Consider the following 17,716-nt stretch of genomic DNA (forward strand, 5'->3'; position numbering starts at 1 on the left):
CTTAGTCGACTCGTTCTATTGTTCCACCAAAAACCTTCTTTTCGTCCATTTTCAAGGGATCCCCATAGACGTAAATACGACCTCCTGCCTTGACCGAAGCTCCAACATAATCTGTGGAGTAGATTTCGGCTCGCCCTCCGGCATTCACTTTCACCGTGGTATACTCAGTCAAGAACTCCTTGGCTTTGTAGAGTCCTCCTGTATTGATCACGATGTCCTGATTCTTGGCTTTTCCGTTGATAAAGATTTCTCCTCCCGAGACTGCCTTCACCAGCAATTGAGTGACCTGGCATTCCAGGGTGATGTTCCCGCCTTCCTGGGCTTTAATTTCGAGAATTTCTTGTTGAAAGGCCGTATCCGATTTGATCTGGGCGTCTTCGTTCACATCCAAAACCCGTAATTCTTCAGCAAAATAAACATCAACAAAAGTCTGGTATCCTCCGAAAATGCGGTCGATTTGCATTCTAACCTTTAAAACACCCGAGTTGTTTACAATCGAAACTTTATCACTTCGGTCACCCCGGATGACTGCCTTATTTACGGTGGAAGGGATCAGATTGACTGAAATACCATCAAAAGCTTTTACCTCAAAAAAGGGTCGGAGCTCTTTGGTTATCGTCTCGTCTTGTGCCTGTAGAGGGGCTCCAAGAAACATCACCAAAAGGCAAATAATGAGTTTGTTGTTTTTCATAATCGTTTGTATTGATTTGTTTTTAAGCCCCTTGTTCAAATTCTATTCCACAATTGCTTCTTCCAATAAAACAAAATCCAGATGGCGTTTTTCTAAATCCGCGTTTTTCACTCGCACATAAACGACATCTCCTAACTGATACATTTTGCCGCTGCGCTGCCCCACAATAGCAAATTGTCTTTCATCATAAATGTAGTGATCATCTTTGATCTCGCGAATCCGGACCATACCCTCACATTTATTCTCGGCAATTTCAACATAGATCCCCCATTCGGTTACGCCAGAAATAACCCCCTTAAAATCCTGATCCATATGCTTCTGCATAAAACGGATCTGCATATATTTTATCGAATCCCTTTCGGCATTCGCTGCCAGTACCTCGCGATCGGACGAATGTCGGCATCGCTCTTCATAAACGGCTGCTTTAGCCGATTTCCCCCCATCTAAATAGTGCTGTAAAAGTCGATGCACCATTACGTCCGGATACCGTCGAATAGGAGAGGTGAAGTGGCTGTAAAAATCAAAAGCCAGTCCGTAATGACCAATATTTTCTGTCGAGTACACCGCCTTACTCATACTGCGAATGGCCAGGGTATCGACCATATTCTGTTCCCGTGAACCCTTGACATCGTCAAGCAATTTATTCAAGGATTGACTGATGGACTTCTTGTCTTTTAAGTTCAGACTATGACCAAAACGAGAAATCACTCCGTTCAAGGCGAAGAGCTTATCCATGTCGGGTTCGTCATGAATCCGGTAAACGAATGTCTTTTTTTGCTTTCCTATGAATTCTGCCACTCGACGGTTGGCAAGCAACATAAATTCTTCGATCAATTTATTCGCCGCTTTCGACCGTTTAAAGTAAACTCCGGTCGGGTCATTTTCTTCATCCAATTGAAAACGAACCTCAATTTTATCAAAAGAGATAGCTCCCAATTTCATCCGGCGTGCCCGCATGATCATGGCCAGGCGATTCAACTCCAATACCGCTTCCTTGATTTGGTCCGAAACCGTGTAGGCGGCGCCCCGAATAGAAACTTCCTCCGGAATTTCGGCTTCTTCTGTTTCTATAATGTGCTGGGCTTCTTCGTAAGCGAAACGTTCATCTGAATAGGTCACGGTTCTTCCGAACCACTGATCCCGAATGTTCGCATGATCATCTAAAGTGAAGACCGCAGAGAAGGTGTATTTTTCTTCATGAGGTCGCAAAGAACACGCTTGGTTCGATAGAATTTCCGGCAACATGGGGACTACACGATCCACCAGGTAAACCGAAGTTGCCCGGGCGTAGGCTTCCTCATCCAAAAGGGTGTCCGGTTCCAGATAATACGAAACATCAGCAATGTGAATACCGACTTCTACCCAGCCATTCTCCAGGCGTTGAAACGAAAGGGCATCATCAAAATCCTTGGCATCCTTGGGATCGATCGTAAAGGTGAGCACCTCCCGAAAATCTCTCCGCTTGGTAATCTCTTCCGGTAAAATTCGGGTATCGATATTATTGGCAAACTTCTCTATTTCAGGCTCAAAGCGATAAGGTAAACCGTACTCGGCCAGAATAGAATGAATCTCGGTATTGTGTTCTCCAGGCTTTCCTAACACTTCGACGACCTGACCGTAAGGAGAATCAGCTTCCTCCGGCCAAGCTCCGAGTTTAACCAGAACTTTATCCCCGTCTTCTGCCCCGTTTAGCGCATCACTGGGAATGAAAATATCGGTATACATGCGGGTATCCATCGGACGTAAAAAAGCGTAAGCATTGGCTTTGTCCACAATCCCTACATAGGTGTCTTTTTTTCGTTCCAACACCCGGTGAATTTGGGCTTCCATTTTCTTACCCCTTCTCTTAGGTAAAAGAGAAAACTCCACCCGATCCCCGTGAAACGCGCGTCCTAAACGGTTGCCCTGAACAAAAAGATCATCCTGAAAGTCATCTGAAATGAGGTAGGCATTTCCGGAACTGGTCAGATCGACAAGACCTTCAAATTTGTCGCCTCTGCCTTCCAAAACAGCGAACTGCCCCCGGGATACTTCCCGTATTCGGTTCTTGGCTTTTAGCTGTCCGAGTCTCTTTATCAGTTGGTTACGACTTTGGGTATCGGTTACCCCCAGTTTTTGAGCGATATCTTTATACGAAAAGGACTTCTTCGGAGAGCCTTCCAGGACCGTAAAAATCCCTTTAGTCAATTCGTTCTTCCGCTGATTACTCGCCCTCTTTTTCCTTTTCGCCATTCACTCAAACTTTGAAGCAAATTACGAATATTCCACCGAGAGCTACCCAAGATTTACTTCACAGCTATTAAACTATATATATTCTTTTTCTTCTTTTTTAAAAATGAAATATGATAATCATTATAGCTTGTTAATGAGCGGGAAAACTTTTCTGTTTTTTATTTGGAAAATGGGTTGTCAATTCTTGTGAACAGCTTATCGAAAATAGAAGATCAGTGGATCAAGGAATTAACAAAAATATCAACAAGGCTTGACTTGAATTATTGACTGTATTTTTGGAAAAAAAAGAAGAAAAGTAGCTGTTAATTAGTGGGCCTTTCGATTGGGATAAATCGGAAGCAAAAAATGATCAAATGAAGGGGCTAACTAAAAAGAAAAGTCTATCAGCATAATATTTTTGATTTACCAAATCTTCTTTTGGCTTTTTCTGGATTTTGTATTCACATTATCTTCACTTTTTGTCAACTTGATTTTCAAGCAATTAGACGGCTTGAATAAAGATATTAACATCACTGAAAATCAGTACTTTAGCTTATGGTAGAGCAATATAAGAGCTTCGAGGAATTGAGTCTCAAGGAGTTGTATACCATTTTACAACTGCGCTCTGAAATTTTTGTCGTAGAGCAGAACTGTGTTTATCAGGATCTCGATGGCGAAGACTACAGAGCCATACACTTCTTATGCACATCAGACCAGAACAAAGGGGACTTAGTGGCGTATTGCCGCATATTTATGCCCGAGAGCAAACAAGAAGAGGCTAAGATTGGACGGGTACTGGTAAAAGAGGAGCACCGCACCGCTGGTTACGGCAGAAAAATGATGATGTCGGCCATGAAATGGATCAATCAACAGGGTGTTGATAAGATGCGTTTAGAAGCCCAAACCTATTTAATCGGCTTTTATTCTTCCTTGGGTTTTGAAGCCCAGGGCGAGGAATACCTGGAAGATGGCATCCCTCATATCAGCATGGCTTTAAGGCCGCAATAGTTGTTGATAACGATTACTATTCCCGAGTACGCTTATCGCCTCCTGAATGACCTTATCTTCTTTGAGGTAATGGGTGTACAGCCCTTTACGGTAGAAATACCGCTTGAGAAGTTCCTCTTCAATATACTTTTGAATCGGCACCTGATAGGTATCAAGGGCTTTGAGTTTTTCTTGTTGAAAACGTTTTTCCAGTTCGTCAAAACCAGCTTCAATATCACTGGAAGCTAAATCGTTTTTGGATTCCCTGGCTTTTTTCAACAGGGCTTCTGTGGGGGTGTTGAATTGAATTCCTTCTTTCTTCGCGAAGTTTTTAAAAGTTTGGTAGTCCTGTGGAGTAAAACGGAAATCACCCAATTCTTTAAATGGGTTTTTGTAATAAAAGTCTGTTGCAAAATTGAAAAGCACTTCGTTGCCTTGAAGCGAACGAATAAAGTCATTAGTTTGAGCTTCAGCGACGAGAATTTCTGGTAAAACTCCTCCTCCGTCTTGAACAGTACGACCGCTTCTGGTAGTAAAGTTTTGGTAATTGCTGTTGCGAACAGCATTTCCGCCTTCGTCTCTGTTCCAATAATCCAAGGCCTGAATACAGCGACCCGAAGGGGTGTAGTAACGTGAAATAGTCACTTTAAGCTGGGTCCCATAAGTCAAACGCAAAGGGCGTTGAACCAAGCCTTTTCCAAAACTACGACCTCCTAAAATAACGGCGCGGTCCAAGTCCTGTAATCCACCTGAAACGATTTCACTGGCAGAAGCACTGCGGCCATCGACCAAAATAGCCAATGGAATTTCGGTATCGACTGCTTTGTTTTTGGTGCGGTATTCCCGATTGAATTTTTTGACTTTGGAACGGGTTGTAACGATTAACTCCCCTTTAGGAACAAAAAGGTTGACAATTTCGATCGCTTCCGACAGAAGACCTCCGGGGTTGCCTCGTAAATCCAGCACAATACGCTCTGCTCCTTCTGCTTTTAGGTCTATCAGGGCTTCCTTGGTCTGAGCAGATGCTTTGCGGTTGAATCGGGTTAGCGCAATGTATCCGGTTTTATCATCGGCTAAAGCGTAAAAAGGAACAGCATCTACTTCTACGTTGGCCCGGCCAACTGCAGCGGTCATTTGCTTATCCTGGCGTTTATAAATCAATTCAACTTCGGTATTTCGAGCGCCTTTGAGAAGTTCACTTGCATTGCCTTCAAAACCGCTCAAGTCCGTTCCATCAATAGAAATTATTTCGTCTCCGGCCTTTAAACCTGCTTGATCGGCCGGATAGCCTTGGTAAGCTTCAACAATCACCACCTTGTCGGCATAGCTGCGTACGCTGGCTCCAATACCGGAGTACTCTCCGGAGTTGTTGATTTTGTAGGCCTCTACATCCTGTTCGTTCAAAAATGTGGTGTAGGGATCCAGGTCTTCCAACATGCTTTTAATCGCTGTATCCATCAGGTCTCCCGGATTGGTATCGTCCACGTAATTCATGTTCAATTCTTTGAACAGGGTGGTGAAAATTTCGATCTGCTTGGCGATTTCAAAGAAGTTGTTGGCAAAGGAAGTATTACCTACCCAAAGCACTGCCACGGTGGCGACAACGAGGGATCTTTTAAGAATCTGCTTTTTTGTTGCTTTCATTTTGAACGATTTGATGCAATGCACTTTCCATAGAACGCAGAATTCGGTTACTGCGTGTAAGTTCACGACTTCTGTAAATACAGATCAGTCGTACCGGGCCTTCAAGAGGCGCGAGCAGGTGTTGATGTAAGCGATAGGCTTCCCGCATTTGCCGCTTGATGCGGTTGCGGTCTACGGCACGCTTAAAACTCCTTTTAGGAGCAATAAAGGCCGCTGCAGAATGCGTCCCTTCCTGTAGAGGGAGGTATTTTATTCGCAGCGGCCCCTGTTGTATGGTAAAGCCTTGTTGATACAGGCTTTGTATAGCCGATGAGGATTTTATCCGCTGAGCGGAACCTAATCGACGCTTATTCATTATTGACCTTGATAAACATTGTTATCGCGATCGACATCTGCCATCAGATTCGATGGATCAATCACAATCTGTTCGATTTCTTCTGGTGCAAAAGGGAGTTCCAGAGAATAAGTCGGGTAAGCCCAAGCCCAGTCAGCAGCAAGGGTGCGCTTCATCTGAGGGTAAGGGTTCTCTTTTTCTCCTCGCATCATACGCAGAGGAATATAGAACAGCTCCGCTGTGCCGTCTTTCTTTACCACAACCACATCCAAAGGCATGGGCATTAAACCGATACGCTTTAGGTTAAGGGTACTTCCACCTTCGCGCGCATCCAAAGACTCAATACCGTAATCGATGGTGTTGGTCGTCTGGGTCCAATCCGTAAGGTACCAGTCCAACTGCATCCCGGAAACTTTTTCGGCTGAGCGCTTAAAGTCGTTCGGTACTGGGTGTTTGAATTTGAAATCGTGGAAGTAGCGCTTGATGCTTTCCATCAGGTTTTCTTGTCCGATGACGTAAGCCAACTGCGCTAAGAAAACCGATCCTTTGCTATAGGCAGAAGCGCCATAAGCACCGTTGAGCTCATAGCGGTCAGCATGCGTAGTCTGTGGGTGCTCAACTCCAGAAGTGGCCAGGCGTAAATAGCTCCCGTAGCTCCCTGTAAAAGGGTTCTCTCTGTTCTGCTCCATGATTTCATTCATGCAAAGCGAACTGATAAAAGAGGTGAAACCTTCATCCATCCACTCGTATTTGGATTCATTGGTCGCAAGCACGTGCTGAAACCAAGAGTGAGCCAGTTCGTGAACCATGACCCCAACCAGGCTGTTGAAGCTGCGCTTCCCGGTGATCAGCGTACTCATGGCGTATTCCATACCACCATCACCCCCTTGTACAACAGAGTATTGATCATAGGGGTATTGACCGATATTCTTGCTAAAGAATTCCATAGCCGCAGCTGTTTTGGGCTGCAAATAGGTCCAGTTTTCTTTCAGCTCAGGATCGTCTTTGTAAAAGAAGTGCAGAGTAGGACCGTTTGGCATTTCGTATACATCGTGTACATAGTTAGGATCTGCTCCCCACATGAAATCGTGAACCATTGGTGCTTTAAAGTGCCAGGTTTGCTTCTTCTTTTTGCGCTTCACTTTGGTGCCTTTAGCCTCGTATCCGTGCCCAATTTCGTTCGGATTTTGGAGGTAGCCCGTTCCCCCGATCGTGTAGTCGCTGTCTATGGTGATCTTTACATCAAAGTCTCCCCAAACACCGTGAAATTCACGTGCGATATACGGGTTCGGATGCCAACCTTGGGCATCGTATTCGGCTAATTTTGGGTACCACTGACTCATTGAAAGAGCAACTCCTTCAGCGGAATTGCGCCCAGAACGACGGATCTGTACCGGCACTTGCCCCTTAAAAACCATGTCCAATTGTGTGCTGGCTCCAGGCATTAAAGGCTTGGCCAAATCGACGACCAAAATGGTTTCCTCTTCGCTATAAGCAACAGCGGCTCCATCTTGTTTTAAAGACTCTACCCGTAAAAACCCAATTTCTTCCGGGCTCAAGGAGGCGATTCGGCTTTTGCCTTCGGAAGTCATTCGACGGTCCGGATCCTTGATGCCCTGTAGGCGGGCATCCATCTCACTCCCGGGCTGGAAAGCGTTGAAGTACATATGGTAGAACACCCGGTTCAGGGTATCAGGCGAGTGATTGGTATAGGTCAAGGATTGTTTTCCGTCGTATTGGAAATTCTTGACATTCATATCAATCTGCATTTTGTAGTCCACTTCCTGTTGCCAGTAAGCGGCATTACTTTGAGCGTGAAGCCCAGCCGTGATGCACGTTAGGCCAAGCGCCAATAAGAGCAAATTCTTTCGCATAATGATGAGTTGTGTTCTTGTGTTAATTATTATTTCGCTGATAAGGCCAAACTCGCCTTTCCTTTACTGACCTGATCGGCAAGAAGAAGGGCGTTGTAGGCGTTTAGCATTTTTCCTGATTTCGCAACTTCGTTGAAGCGAGCTGTTTTTCCGTTTTGTCCAGGTACGAGCAATTCGGTTTTCGTAGTCAATCCGGATTGCATCAAGATTTGTTTGACCTGAACAGCGCTGAGTTTAGGGTAGTATGAGCGAATCAAAGCAGCAACACCACTAACCGCCGGAGCGGCCATGGAAGTCCCATCGCTGTAATCGTATTCACTTCCCGGCACGGTAGAATAAATATCACTACCTGGAGCAAAAAGATCCACATTGCGGGCACCGTAATTTGAAAAAACGGACAGCATTTCTGGTCCGTATTCTGGAGCCAAGGAGCCGATGGTAATCACGTTGTTGGCAATTTCTTGTGTTCCAAACCTATGGTCGTTCGGGTAATTCGGATTGCTGGAGTCATCGATGTTGTGGGAATCGTTACCTGCTGCATGAACAATCAACACGTCTTTGGAAGCAGCGTATTGAATGGCCTCGTATACCCATTCTGCATTTGGCGAGAAGGATTTCCCGAAACTGCAGTTGATGATTCGCGCCCCGTTATCGACCGCATACCGAATACCAAGGGCAATGTCTTTGTCGTATTCGTCTCCGTTGGGTACCGCCCGAATACTCATGATTTGAACATTCTTGGCTACGCCATCTACTCCGATACCGTTGTTGCGTTCGGCGGCAATAATACCGGCCACGTGGGTGCCGTGCATTTCGTCTTCATGGCGGTTACTCGGGTCTCCGTTCCCGTAACCCCGATCATTGAAATCATAAGGGTTGTCGCCTACCACAGCGCGGCCATCCCATTGTACATTGTAGTTGTAATTGGCTTGCTCGGTAAAGTATTGAACGCCAAATTCAATCTCTTCCAATACTTCTTCAATACTGTCGCCGTAGAGGAACATTTGCTTTAAAATGCCTACGCTTTGTTGCATCTCAGCCTTGGTGATTCTAGCCAGATCTTCTTTGGTGTAAGAACTTTGGTTGAGCTCTTTCTTAACCGCTGCATCGGCCTGCTTGACAGCGGCCAAGATCTGCGTGTATTGGGCTTTATTTTGTTGCGCCTTGGGAAGTTCCGCATCGATTTCGGCCTGCGCTTTGGCACGAGTCGCCGCATCACCTAACTGAAGGCGTAACATCCGTGCAGATTCCAGTTGTTCATTATAGGACTCGCCTAAAAAGTTGTAGCCGTGAATGTCATCGACATAGCCGTTACCATCGTCGTCTTTTCCGTTTCCGGCTTTTTCGCCTTTGTTGGTCCAGATCACGTCGTCCAAATCGTTGTGATCCAAGTCAATTCCGGAATCCAATACAGCAACAACAACAGTCGCTCCTTTTCTTTTCCCTAAGAAAGCATACGCACGGTCCAAACTGATCCCAGGCAGGGTGTCTTGTACCAGGTCGGCCTGCGCCCAGCGCTGCTTTTCAGCATCAGTCAGTTCCATTATTTTGGAAGGGAGGGTGTCTATGTTCTCTACAGGGGTCGAAACCAAGGTGGTCGATCCACAGCTAGCCAATAGACCAGCACAGACAAGAAGAAGGGGGATTTTGAATAATTCATATAAACAGATTAGATCAGTAAAACTCTACAGCGAATCGAATATTTCGCTGAATCCAAATATTTCGTCTTTTCGAACCCCTTTTTCTGTGTTTTTTAAGGAGCACAACTCGTTGTGGGCGTCATGCTCAAAGAGCAGGAGCCAGTTTTCTTCTGTAGCTTTTTGCAAAAACGGGCCTTTTCGTCCAAGGTGAGCAAGGGCCGGGTGTCGTACCCCATTACATAAGGTAAGGGAATATGGCCTACCGTGGCAATAAGGTCAGCCGAAAACACCAGGGTTTGACCCTTGTAATCAATGACTGGAAGCATTTGTTTTTCGGTATGCCCATCCACACAAAGCACGCGGAAACCCAAAGGAGTATCCTGCAGGTAATCGGTGGAATTTAAAGGCAAAAACTCAAGCTGTCCACTCTCTTGAATAGGCAGTATATTTTCTTTTAAGAAGGAGGCTTTTTCCCGTGCATTGGGCTTGGTTGCCCACTCCCAATGGTTTTTGTTGGTCCAGTATCGCGCATTCGGAAAGGCGCATTCGTAACTGGTTCGCTTGTCATTCCACTTCACTGCACCCCCACAATGATCAAAGTGCAGGTGGGTCAAAAAAACATCGGTTACATCCTCGGCAGAAAAGCCTTTTTCTTTCAGGGACTTATGCAGTTCAAAATCACCCAAAGGGAATAGTAGCCGAAAAATTTGTCGGACTGCTTGTTGCCCATTCCAGTGTCGATCAACACCAAGCGATCGCCATCCTCGATGAGGTAGCACCGGGCAGCAATATCGATTAAATTTTTGGAGTCTGCAGGGTTTGTTCGGGTCCAAATAGATTTAGGAACCACACCAAACATGGCTCCGCCATCGAGTTTAAACCGCCCTGCCTCAATGGGGTAGAGCTGCATAAAAAAGTCAAATGGGGCTTAAATTAGTAAAAGTGCCGCGGAATAAGGGGAGAGGCAGCTTATTATTCGCCAATTTTTAACAAATCAAAGGGAATCTACCTGCAAAAGAGCCCTTAAGCCATTCGAACCGAAACAAGCCGAAAAACCCCTGTTTTCTTTGGCCGGACTTCCGCTGAAAAGCCCCGGTTTTGGTCAAAAAAGTTATTTTTAGGCAAAATTGAATTATGATAGAGCTCGCTGGAATAATTATCCTGGGCATCATTGCCCAGTGGTTTGCCTGGCGCCTAAGAATTCCCGCTATTCTTCCCCTGATCCTGATCGGTTTACTGGTTGGGCCCTTGGCTTCTGAATACTTTGGCGAAAAACTGATCGAACCCAAATGGGCCCCGGAAGATGACAAAATGGGTCTGTTTCCGGGAAACAGCCTGTACTTTTTTGTGTCTTTGGCGATTAGTGTTATTCTGTTTGAGGGAGGCCTGACCCTGAAACGCTCCGAAATCAAAACCGTGGGCCCTGTAATCACAAAGCTGATCACTTTAGGAACCCTGGTAACCTTTTTCGGCGCTGCTATCGCTGCTTACTACATCATGTACCCCAAGCTGAGCTGGCAGATGGCCTTTTTGTTTTCGTCATTGATCATTGTGACGGGACCGACTGTAATCGCACCGATACTCCGCAATATTCCCCTAAAAAAGAACGTCTCCACCGTCTTAAAATGGGAAGGGATTTTGATTGATCCTATCGGCGCTCTCTTCGCGGTATTGGTCTACGAATTCATCGCTTCCATAGGGGTAGGAAAGGAATACACCCTTACCGCCCTGGAAGAATTTGGAAAGATTCTACTCTTTGGTTTCACTTTCGGATTCACCTTTGCCAACGCTTTAGCGGTCATGATTCGCAATAAATGGATTCCCCATTATTTGATGAATGTCGCCACTCTTGCCATGGTGCTTTTTGTCTTTGTGGCCTCTGATGTAGCAGCCCATGAATCGGGCCTTTTAGCCGTTGTGGTCATGGGAATGGTCATGGGGAATATGAATTTACCAAATCTTGAAGAGCTCCTTTACTTTAAAGAATCACTGAGCGTCCTGCTGATTTCGATCCTCTTCATTTTGCTGGCCGCGAATATAGACATGAGCGACCTGGAACTCATTTACAACTGGGATACCGCCATTTTGTTTGCGGTTATTGTCTTTATTATCCGGCCTTTGGGCGTGCTCTTTAGTACCCAGGGCTCCGACCTGAGCTTCCGTGAACGTTCCTTTATCAGCTGGGTGGGCCCACGAGGTATTGTGGCTGCGGGTATCGCTTCGCTTTTTGGACAACAACTCGTTGACCAAGGAATTCCTGGAGCCGAATACATTACCCCGCTCGTCTTTATGATCGTGCTGGGAACTGTATTGCTCAACGCCACCACGGCAAGGCCTGTTGCCCATTGGCTTGGGGTTTTCTTGAGCAAATCAGAAGGTATTTTGATTGTGGGCGCCTCCAAGGTGTCGCGTTTGATCGGAGACTACCTGAAAAGAAACGACCGCCATGTCGTGCTTATCGATAACAACGCGGCCAATGTCAACAAGGCGAAAAAAATGGGCATTGACGCCCTGAACGCGAACATCTATTCCGATAGTTTTGCCGACAGTATTGAACTGAACGACATCGGTTACCTCTTTGCCATGACGGGTAACAACGACATTAACCAATACGCGATCGACCGCTTCGGCAAGCAATTCGGCGAGAACGGAGCTTTCCGACTAAGCACCCTTGACGAGACGAGAAGTGACGAGGTGGGCGATTCCAGTCATCTCTTTTCGGGGGCGACAGACTTTTTGCGATTGACAGAAGCGGTCCGGAAATACCCGAGCATTCAAGAGATTGACTTGAAGGATCAGGATCACCTCAACACCTTACTCGAAATCAGCGGAAAGGACCAGGACACCGTGCCCTTGTTTATCAAAAGTAAGGCCGGGGAGCTGAAGATTCTACGCCCCGCAGAGGAGGTGCCAGAATACAGCGCTGGAAGTAAATTGGTTTACCTCGGAAAAGTCTACGATTTCGATCAGGAAGGGGTATAAGCCCTAATCATTCAGCTTAAGAACCGCCATAAAGGCCTGTTGTGGAATTTCTACATTCCCGACTTGGCGCATACGCTTCTTTCCTTTTTTCTGCTTCTCGAGGAGTTTACGCTTACGAGAGATATCCCCACCATAACACTTGGCGGTAACATCCTTTCGGAGCGCTTTGATGGTCTCACGAGAAATGATCTTGGAACCGATGGCTGCCTGAATCGGAATATCGAATTGCTGGCGCGGGATCAGCTCTTTCAGTTTCTCGCACATGCGCTTTCCGATGGTGTGCGCGTTATCGGCGTGAACCAAGGCAGAAAGAGCATCCACCGGCTGGGCATTCAAGAGAATATCGACCCGGACCAGCTTGGAACTGCGAAGCCCAATCGGGCTGTAATCAAAAGAAGCATAGCCTTTAGAAACGGTTTTCAGACGGTCGTAAAAGTCAAAAACAATTTCGGCCAGAGGCATATCAAAGTTGAGTTCTACTCGCTCGGTAGTCAGGTAGGACTGGTTGGTGATCTGTCCGCGCTTGTCAATACAGAGCGACATCACATTCCCCACAAAATCACTTTTGGTGATGATGGAAGCTTTGATATAAGGTTCTTCCACCCGATCCAAGGTCGAAGGATCCGGCAAATCGGAAGGGTTGTTAACAATGACAATTTCGTCAGGGCTTTTACGCGTAAAGGCGTGGTAACTAACGTTAGGAACCGTGGTGATCACCGTCATATTGAACTCCCTTTCGAGGCGCTCCTGAATGATCTCCATGTGGAGCATTCCCAGGAATCCACAACGGAATCCAAAACCAAGGGCCGCACTACTTTCGGGCTGAAAGACCAAAGAGGCGTCGTTCAGCTGTAGTTTTTCCATGGAGGATCGAAGCTCTTCAAAGTCTTCGGTATCCACCGGATAAATTCCAGCAAAAACCATGGGTTTTACCTCCTCGAATCCAGCAATGGCTTCGGGAGAAGGGCTGTTCGAAAGGGTAATGGTATCTCCCACTTTGACCTCTCGAGCGTCTTTGATCCCCGTAATGAGGTAGCCCACATCACCGGTTTTGACTTCTTTTTTCGGGTGTTGCTCCAGTTTGAGGGTTCCGATTTCGTCTGCGAAATAATCATTCCCGGTGGCCATGAATTTGATCTTGTCTCCTTTCGAGATCTTTCCATTTAAAACGCGGAAGTAGGTTTCGACCCCTCTAAACGGATTGTAGACCGAGTCAAAAACCAGGGCCTGTAAATTGGCCCCTGGATCCCCTTCTGGAGCGGGAACACGCTCAATAATGGCCTGTAAAATATCTTCGATTCCGATACCGGTTTTAGCACTGGCCGGAATCACTTCTTCGGCATCACAACCCAAGAGGTCTACGATGTCGTCGGTTACTTCTTCGGGATTTGCGCTGGGCAAGTCCACCTTGTTCAGAACAGGGATGATTTCCAGGTCGTTGTCCAGGGCCAGGTAAAGGTTAGAGATGGTCTGAGCCTGAATGCTCTGCGCGGCATCGACCACCAAGAGCGCTCCTTCACAGGCGGCAATGGAACGGGAAACTTCATAAGAAAAATCCACGTGTCCCGGAGTATCGATCAGGTTCAGGATGTACTCCTGCCCCTCATAGGTATATTCCATTTGGATCGCATGGCTTTTGATCGTAATCCCGCGTTCTCTCTCCAAATCCATATTGTCCAGCAGTTGGTCCTGCTTTTCTCTCTCCGTCACCGAGCCCGTAAAATCGAGCAAACGGTCAGCCAGCGTGCTTTTACCGTGATCGATGTGGGCGATAATACAAAAGTTGCGAATGTGCTTCATAAGACTAGCTCAGGGCCCTAAAAACGGGGGATTCACCTGAGAATTGCAAATATACTTCATTATAGTTTTGTAGATTTACCCTCCAACCCCCTTTTAGCATGAAAAAAACACTGACCCTGAGCTTGTTCCTGTTGGCGAACATTTGTTTCCTGCAGGCACAGGAGTTTGAACTGAGCGGAAAAGTCGTGAACCAGGACTCGTCTCCCTTGTCCTTTGCGACGGTTTTGCTGTACAAAAACAGCGATACGACTCAAGTCAAAGGGGTCTCGGCCGATGAAGAAGGAGACTTTCTTTTTAAGGGGGTGCCTGCGGGCCTTTACTTGCTCCGAGCATCCTACGTCAGCCGCTTATCAAACTACGTCTTATTAGACGTACAGCAGGACGTCAAAATAGGCGCTATCGTCATGCCGGAAGAGGTCAACGAATTAGGCGAAGTGGTGGTCGCCGCCAAAAAGCCGGTGCTTAAAAGACAGGCCGACCGTCTGGTTTTTCAGGTCGAAAACACCGTCGTCACCCAAGGAAACAGCCTGGACATTCTAAAGAGCACCCCCGGCCTGATCACCAACCCGAATGGCTTTAACATCAGGGGCCAAGGAGCAACCGTATACATCAACAACCGGCGAGTTCGCCTTTCGAGCGATGAGATCAACCAACTTCTGGAAGGCCTTCCCGGGAATACGGTGCAGTCCGTAGAACTCATTCACAATCCACCGGCCCAGTACGATGCCGACGGGGGGCCTATTTTAAATATCGTGACGTCTAAAAATGTCAGTCTGGGCTATAAAGGAAGTTTGAACGCAGCCTATACCCAGGGCATATTGGCCAAGTACCAATTTGGGATGAGCCACTACTGGCAAAACGAAAACTCCAACCTCTTTTTGAACTACAACTTTAGCCCGTCCAACCGGCGAATTCAGGTAGACAAAGGGATCAACTTTATCAACCCCCAAGGCGATGTTTTTTCACGTTGGTTGACCGACGAAGTGGACGACCGCAAACAAAAAATGCACAGTGTCAATTTTGCCTATGACCTGAAGCTGGGCGAAAAAGACGCGATCAGTTTGACGGCGAACGCCTTTGTCAACCCCGATCTGGAGTGGCGCCGCCGCATGGATGCCACCTTGAGCAATGGTTCTGGGGTTTTGGATTCCACTTTCAACACCGCCAATACCGGTACCGAAAACGCCGAAAATATTGCCGCGGATTTGGTGTGGAAACACAGCACAGACAACGGAAGCCTAAGCCTTGGAGGGCATTACACCCGCTTTGAGGAAGACCAGAACCAAACCATTTTTACGCGTTATTTCAACCCGGCAGGTCAAAGCCTCAACACCTTTGGTTTTGATACCCGAGCCGATCAACAGATCGATATCGCTACCGCCCAATTGGATTACAGCTACCAAAAGGGAGTGAGCTCTTGGGAAATGGGGGCCAAGTATTCTTATATCGCTTCGGATAACGAGATCGACTACCTCAACTTTATCGGAGGCACCAACGACGCCGTTAACGCCGGCTTGAGTGATGAGTACCGATACGAAGAAGAAGTACTCGCGGCTTATTTATCCTGGTCTGCCGATTGGGAAAAGTTTTCGGCCAAGGCCGGATTACGCGGAGAACAAACCAATGCTTTAGGGGATTCCCGCCTCTTGAACGAGGTGAATGAACTGGACTTTTTCCGCCTCTTTCCGACCCTCTACATGCTTTGGACCGTGGACGATAGCAACAGCTTTGCCTTCGATTATGGTCGACGGGTGGATCGACCTCAGTACAATGACCTCAACCCCTTCCGCTACTTCTACAACGAGAATGATTTTGAGGAAGAACCCGCGTTTACAGCCCGTTTTCAGCCACAATTTTAACCTGAACTACACCCTGAATGGGGAATACTTTATCGATCTCTACTACCGCGACAACGGGCAGTACATTTCGTATCTGGTATTTCAGGACAACGACAACTTGACCCTGCGCGAACTCAAGCAGAACATCCAAGCCAGCCGGTCTTACGGAATTGACTTTACCGTGAGTAAGAGTATTGCCAGCTTCTGGGACTTCTTGGCCTATTCGTCTTTGTTCCACGAGGAAGAGGTCTTCTTGGCGGAAGAAAGCGGAGACGTAGAAGTCACCAACAGCTTTGACGGTTTCTATATTTACCTGGCCAACTACCTCAACCTCTCGGCCGACGGAAGTTGGACGGCGGAAGCGACCGCGGAGTATATGTCGGGTAATATTTTTGGAAGCTATGTGCGGGAGGCCACTACCAATGTGACCCTCGGTTTGCGCAAGAGTTTGTGGAACGATAGGGCCGTCCTCAGCGTGCGTGCAGAAGACCTGTTGGGCCAGGCCATGGGGCGTTATACTTCGCGCTATTTGAACCAGAACAACAACTTTTTCACGCAACCCGAGACGCAATTTGTGCGTTTTGGCTTCACCTACAACTTCGGAAACTTTCGTCTTACGGATAACGAGAGAAGGATAGAGAAAGACGAAAGAGCGCGCCTGGGCGAAAACTAAGCCCTTCAAAGTCAAAGAATTCGTAAATTTACCGCCCAAAAAAAGCGCTGTGCCCAAGATTGGTCCAATAGAATTACCGGAATTTCCACTCTTGCTCGCTCCTATGGAAGACGTGAGCGATCCGCCTTTTCGTGCCTTGTGCAAGGAACAGGGAGCTGATGTGGTGTATACCGAATTCATTTCTTCCGAAGGCCTCATTCGCGATGCGGCGAAGAGCACCATGAAACTGGACATCTACGAAAAGGAGCGTCCAGTCGGGATTCAGATTTTTGGAGCCGAAATGGACTCCATGCTTCAAGCCATCGACATCGTTGAAAAAACAGGACCGGACATCATCGACATCAACTTTGGTTGCCCGGTAAAGAAAGTGGTTTGCAAGAATGCCGGTGCCGGTATTTTAAGAGATATTCCGCTGATGGTCAAGCTGACCGAAGCCATGGTTAAGCGCACCAACTTGCCCGTTACGGTAAAAACCCGATTGGGATGGGACCAGGAATCCATCAAGATCGTAGAGGTTGCAGAGCGGCTTCAGGACGTCGGGATTCAGGCGATATCTATTCACGGAAGAACCCGGGTACAGATGTACAAAGGGCAGGCCGATTGGAAGCCGATTGCGGCAGTCAAGAACAATCCCCGCATGCACATTCCGGTCTTCGGCAATGGAGACGTAGATTCTCCCGAAGCAGCGGTCCGGATGCGTGATGAATACGGTTTAGACGGCGCCATGATTGGCCGAGCCAGTATCGGATACCCGTGGTTCTTTAAAGAAGTCAAGCACTTCTTTGAAACCGGGACACACTTGCCTCCACCCACCCTTCAGGAGCGGGTTGATGCTGCACGCCGCCACTTGCAGATGTCCATCGATTGGAAAGGCGAAAAACTCGGGGTCTTTGAAACCCGCCGCCACTACACCAACTACTTCAAGGGCATTCCGCACTTCAAAGAGTACCGCATGAAAATGGTTACCAGCGACGCTTCAGAAGACGTCTTTGCGGCCTTTGACGAGGTGCTCGAAAAGTTCGGAGACCACCAATTCGTGTAG

The 17,716-nt window shown here is 47.2% G+C and carries 10 protein-coding genes and 2 pseudogenes; 4 read left to right on the plus strand and 8 right to left on the minus strand.

Annotated features, from left to right (window positions below; translation table 11 throughout):
* Nucleotide 1: 1 nt before the first annotated feature.
* Together BST99_RS11515 and rnr are read right to left on the minus strand one after the other, a co-directional pair.
* Nucleotides 2-691: a head GIN domain-containing protein gene (locus tag BST99_RS11515; protein WP_105002507.1), complete on the minus strand. Its 690-nt coding sequence runs from the start codon at nucleotides 689-691 to the stop codon at nucleotides 2-4.
* 42 nt (nucleotides 692-733) lie between these two features.
* Nucleotides 734-2,923 (minus strand): ribonuclease R, encoded by a 2,190-nt coding sequence (gene rnr, locus BST99_RS11520; RefSeq protein WP_105001935.1) that lies wholly within the window; start codon nucleotides 2,921-2,923, stop codon nucleotides 734-736.
* Nucleotides 2,924-3,457: 534 nt separating this feature from the next.
* Here rnr and BST99_RS11525 point away from each other — a divergent pair.
* On the plus strand, nucleotides 3,458-3,910 hold the full coding sequence (locus BST99_RS11525) for a GNAT family N-acetyltransferase (RefSeq protein ID WP_105001936.1): 453 nt from the start codon (nucleotides 3,458-3,460) through the stop codon (nucleotides 3,908-3,910).
* Here BST99_RS11525 and BST99_RS11530 read toward each other — a convergent pair.
* The 5 genes and pseudogenes from BST99_RS11530 to BST99_RS11550 all read right to left on the minus strand — a co-directional run bounded on the left by BST99_RS11530 (nucleotide 3,896) and on the right by BST99_RS11550 (nucleotide 10,291).
* Nucleotides 3,896-5,533, minus strand: coding sequence for a S41 family peptidase (locus BST99_RS11530; protein WP_105001937.1), 1,638 nt, complete (start codon nucleotides 5,531-5,533; stop codon nucleotides 3,896-3,898). The genes BST99_RS11525 and BST99_RS11530 overlap by 15 nt on opposite strands.
* The gene (rnpA, locus tag BST99_RS11535) at nucleotides 5,505-5,888 is read right to left on the minus strand and encodes a ribonuclease P protein component (protein ID WP_105001938.1); all 384 of its coding nucleotides are present in this window, start codon (nucleotides 5,886-5,888) and stop codon (nucleotides 5,505-5,507) included. Before rnpA ends, BST99_RS11530 begins: the two co-directional genes overlap by 29 nt.
* On the minus strand, nucleotides 5,888-7,741 hold the full coding sequence (locus BST99_RS11540; protein ID WP_105001939.1) for a M1 family metallopeptidase: 1,854 nt from the start codon (nucleotides 7,739-7,741) through the stop codon (nucleotides 5,888-5,890). The genes rnpA and BST99_RS11540 overlap by 1 nt, the downstream gene beginning before the upstream one ends.
* 29 nt (nucleotides 7,742-7,770) lie before the next feature.
* Complete coding sequence (locus tag BST99_RS11545) at nucleotides 7,771-9,357, minus strand: S8 family peptidase (RefSeq protein WP_245916251.1); 1,587 nt, start codon at nucleotides 9,355-9,357, stop codon at nucleotides 7,771-7,773.
* A 69-nt stretch (nucleotides 9,358-9,426) separates the two neighbouring features.
* Nucleotides 9,427-10,291 (minus strand): annotated as a pseudogene (locus tag BST99_RS11550) (MBL fold metallo-hydrolase).
* Nucleotides 10,292-10,515: 224 nt separating this feature from the next.
* On the opposite strand from BST99_RS11550, the gene BST99_RS11555 reads away from it, so the two are divergent.
* A complete protein-coding gene (locus tag BST99_RS11555; protein ID WP_105001940.1) occupies nucleotides 10,516-12,363 on the plus strand; it encodes a cation:proton antiporter in 1,848 nt (615 codons plus the stop codon).
* Between the two features lie 3 nt (nucleotides 12,364-12,366).
* Here BST99_RS11555 and lepA read toward each other — a convergent pair whose 3' ends face one another.
* A complete protein-coding gene (gene lepA, locus BST99_RS11560) occupies nucleotides 12,367-14,163 on the minus strand; it encodes a translation elongation factor 4 (RefSeq protein WP_105001941.1) in 1,797 nt (598 codons plus the stop codon).
* A gap of 98 nt (nucleotides 14,164-14,261) precedes the next feature.
* Here lepA and BST99_RS11565 point away from each other — a divergent pair.
* Both BST99_RS11565 and dusB read left to right on the plus strand, forming a co-directional pair.
* Nucleotides 14,262-16,674: pseudogene (locus BST99_RS11565) on the plus strand (outer membrane beta-barrel family protein).
* 49 nt (nucleotides 16,675-16,723) lie between these two features.
* Nucleotides 16,724-17,716: a tRNA dihydrouridine synthase DusB gene (gene dusB, locus BST99_RS11570; RefSeq protein ID WP_105001942.1), complete on the plus strand. Its 993-nt coding sequence runs from the start codon at nucleotides 16,724-16,726 to the stop codon at nucleotides 17,714-17,716.

Source organism: Aureicoccus marinus, from assembly GCF_002954325.1.
Taxonomy (GTDB): Bacteria; Bacteroidota; Bacteroidia; order Flavobacteriales; family Flavobacteriaceae; genus Aureicoccus; species Aureicoccus marinus.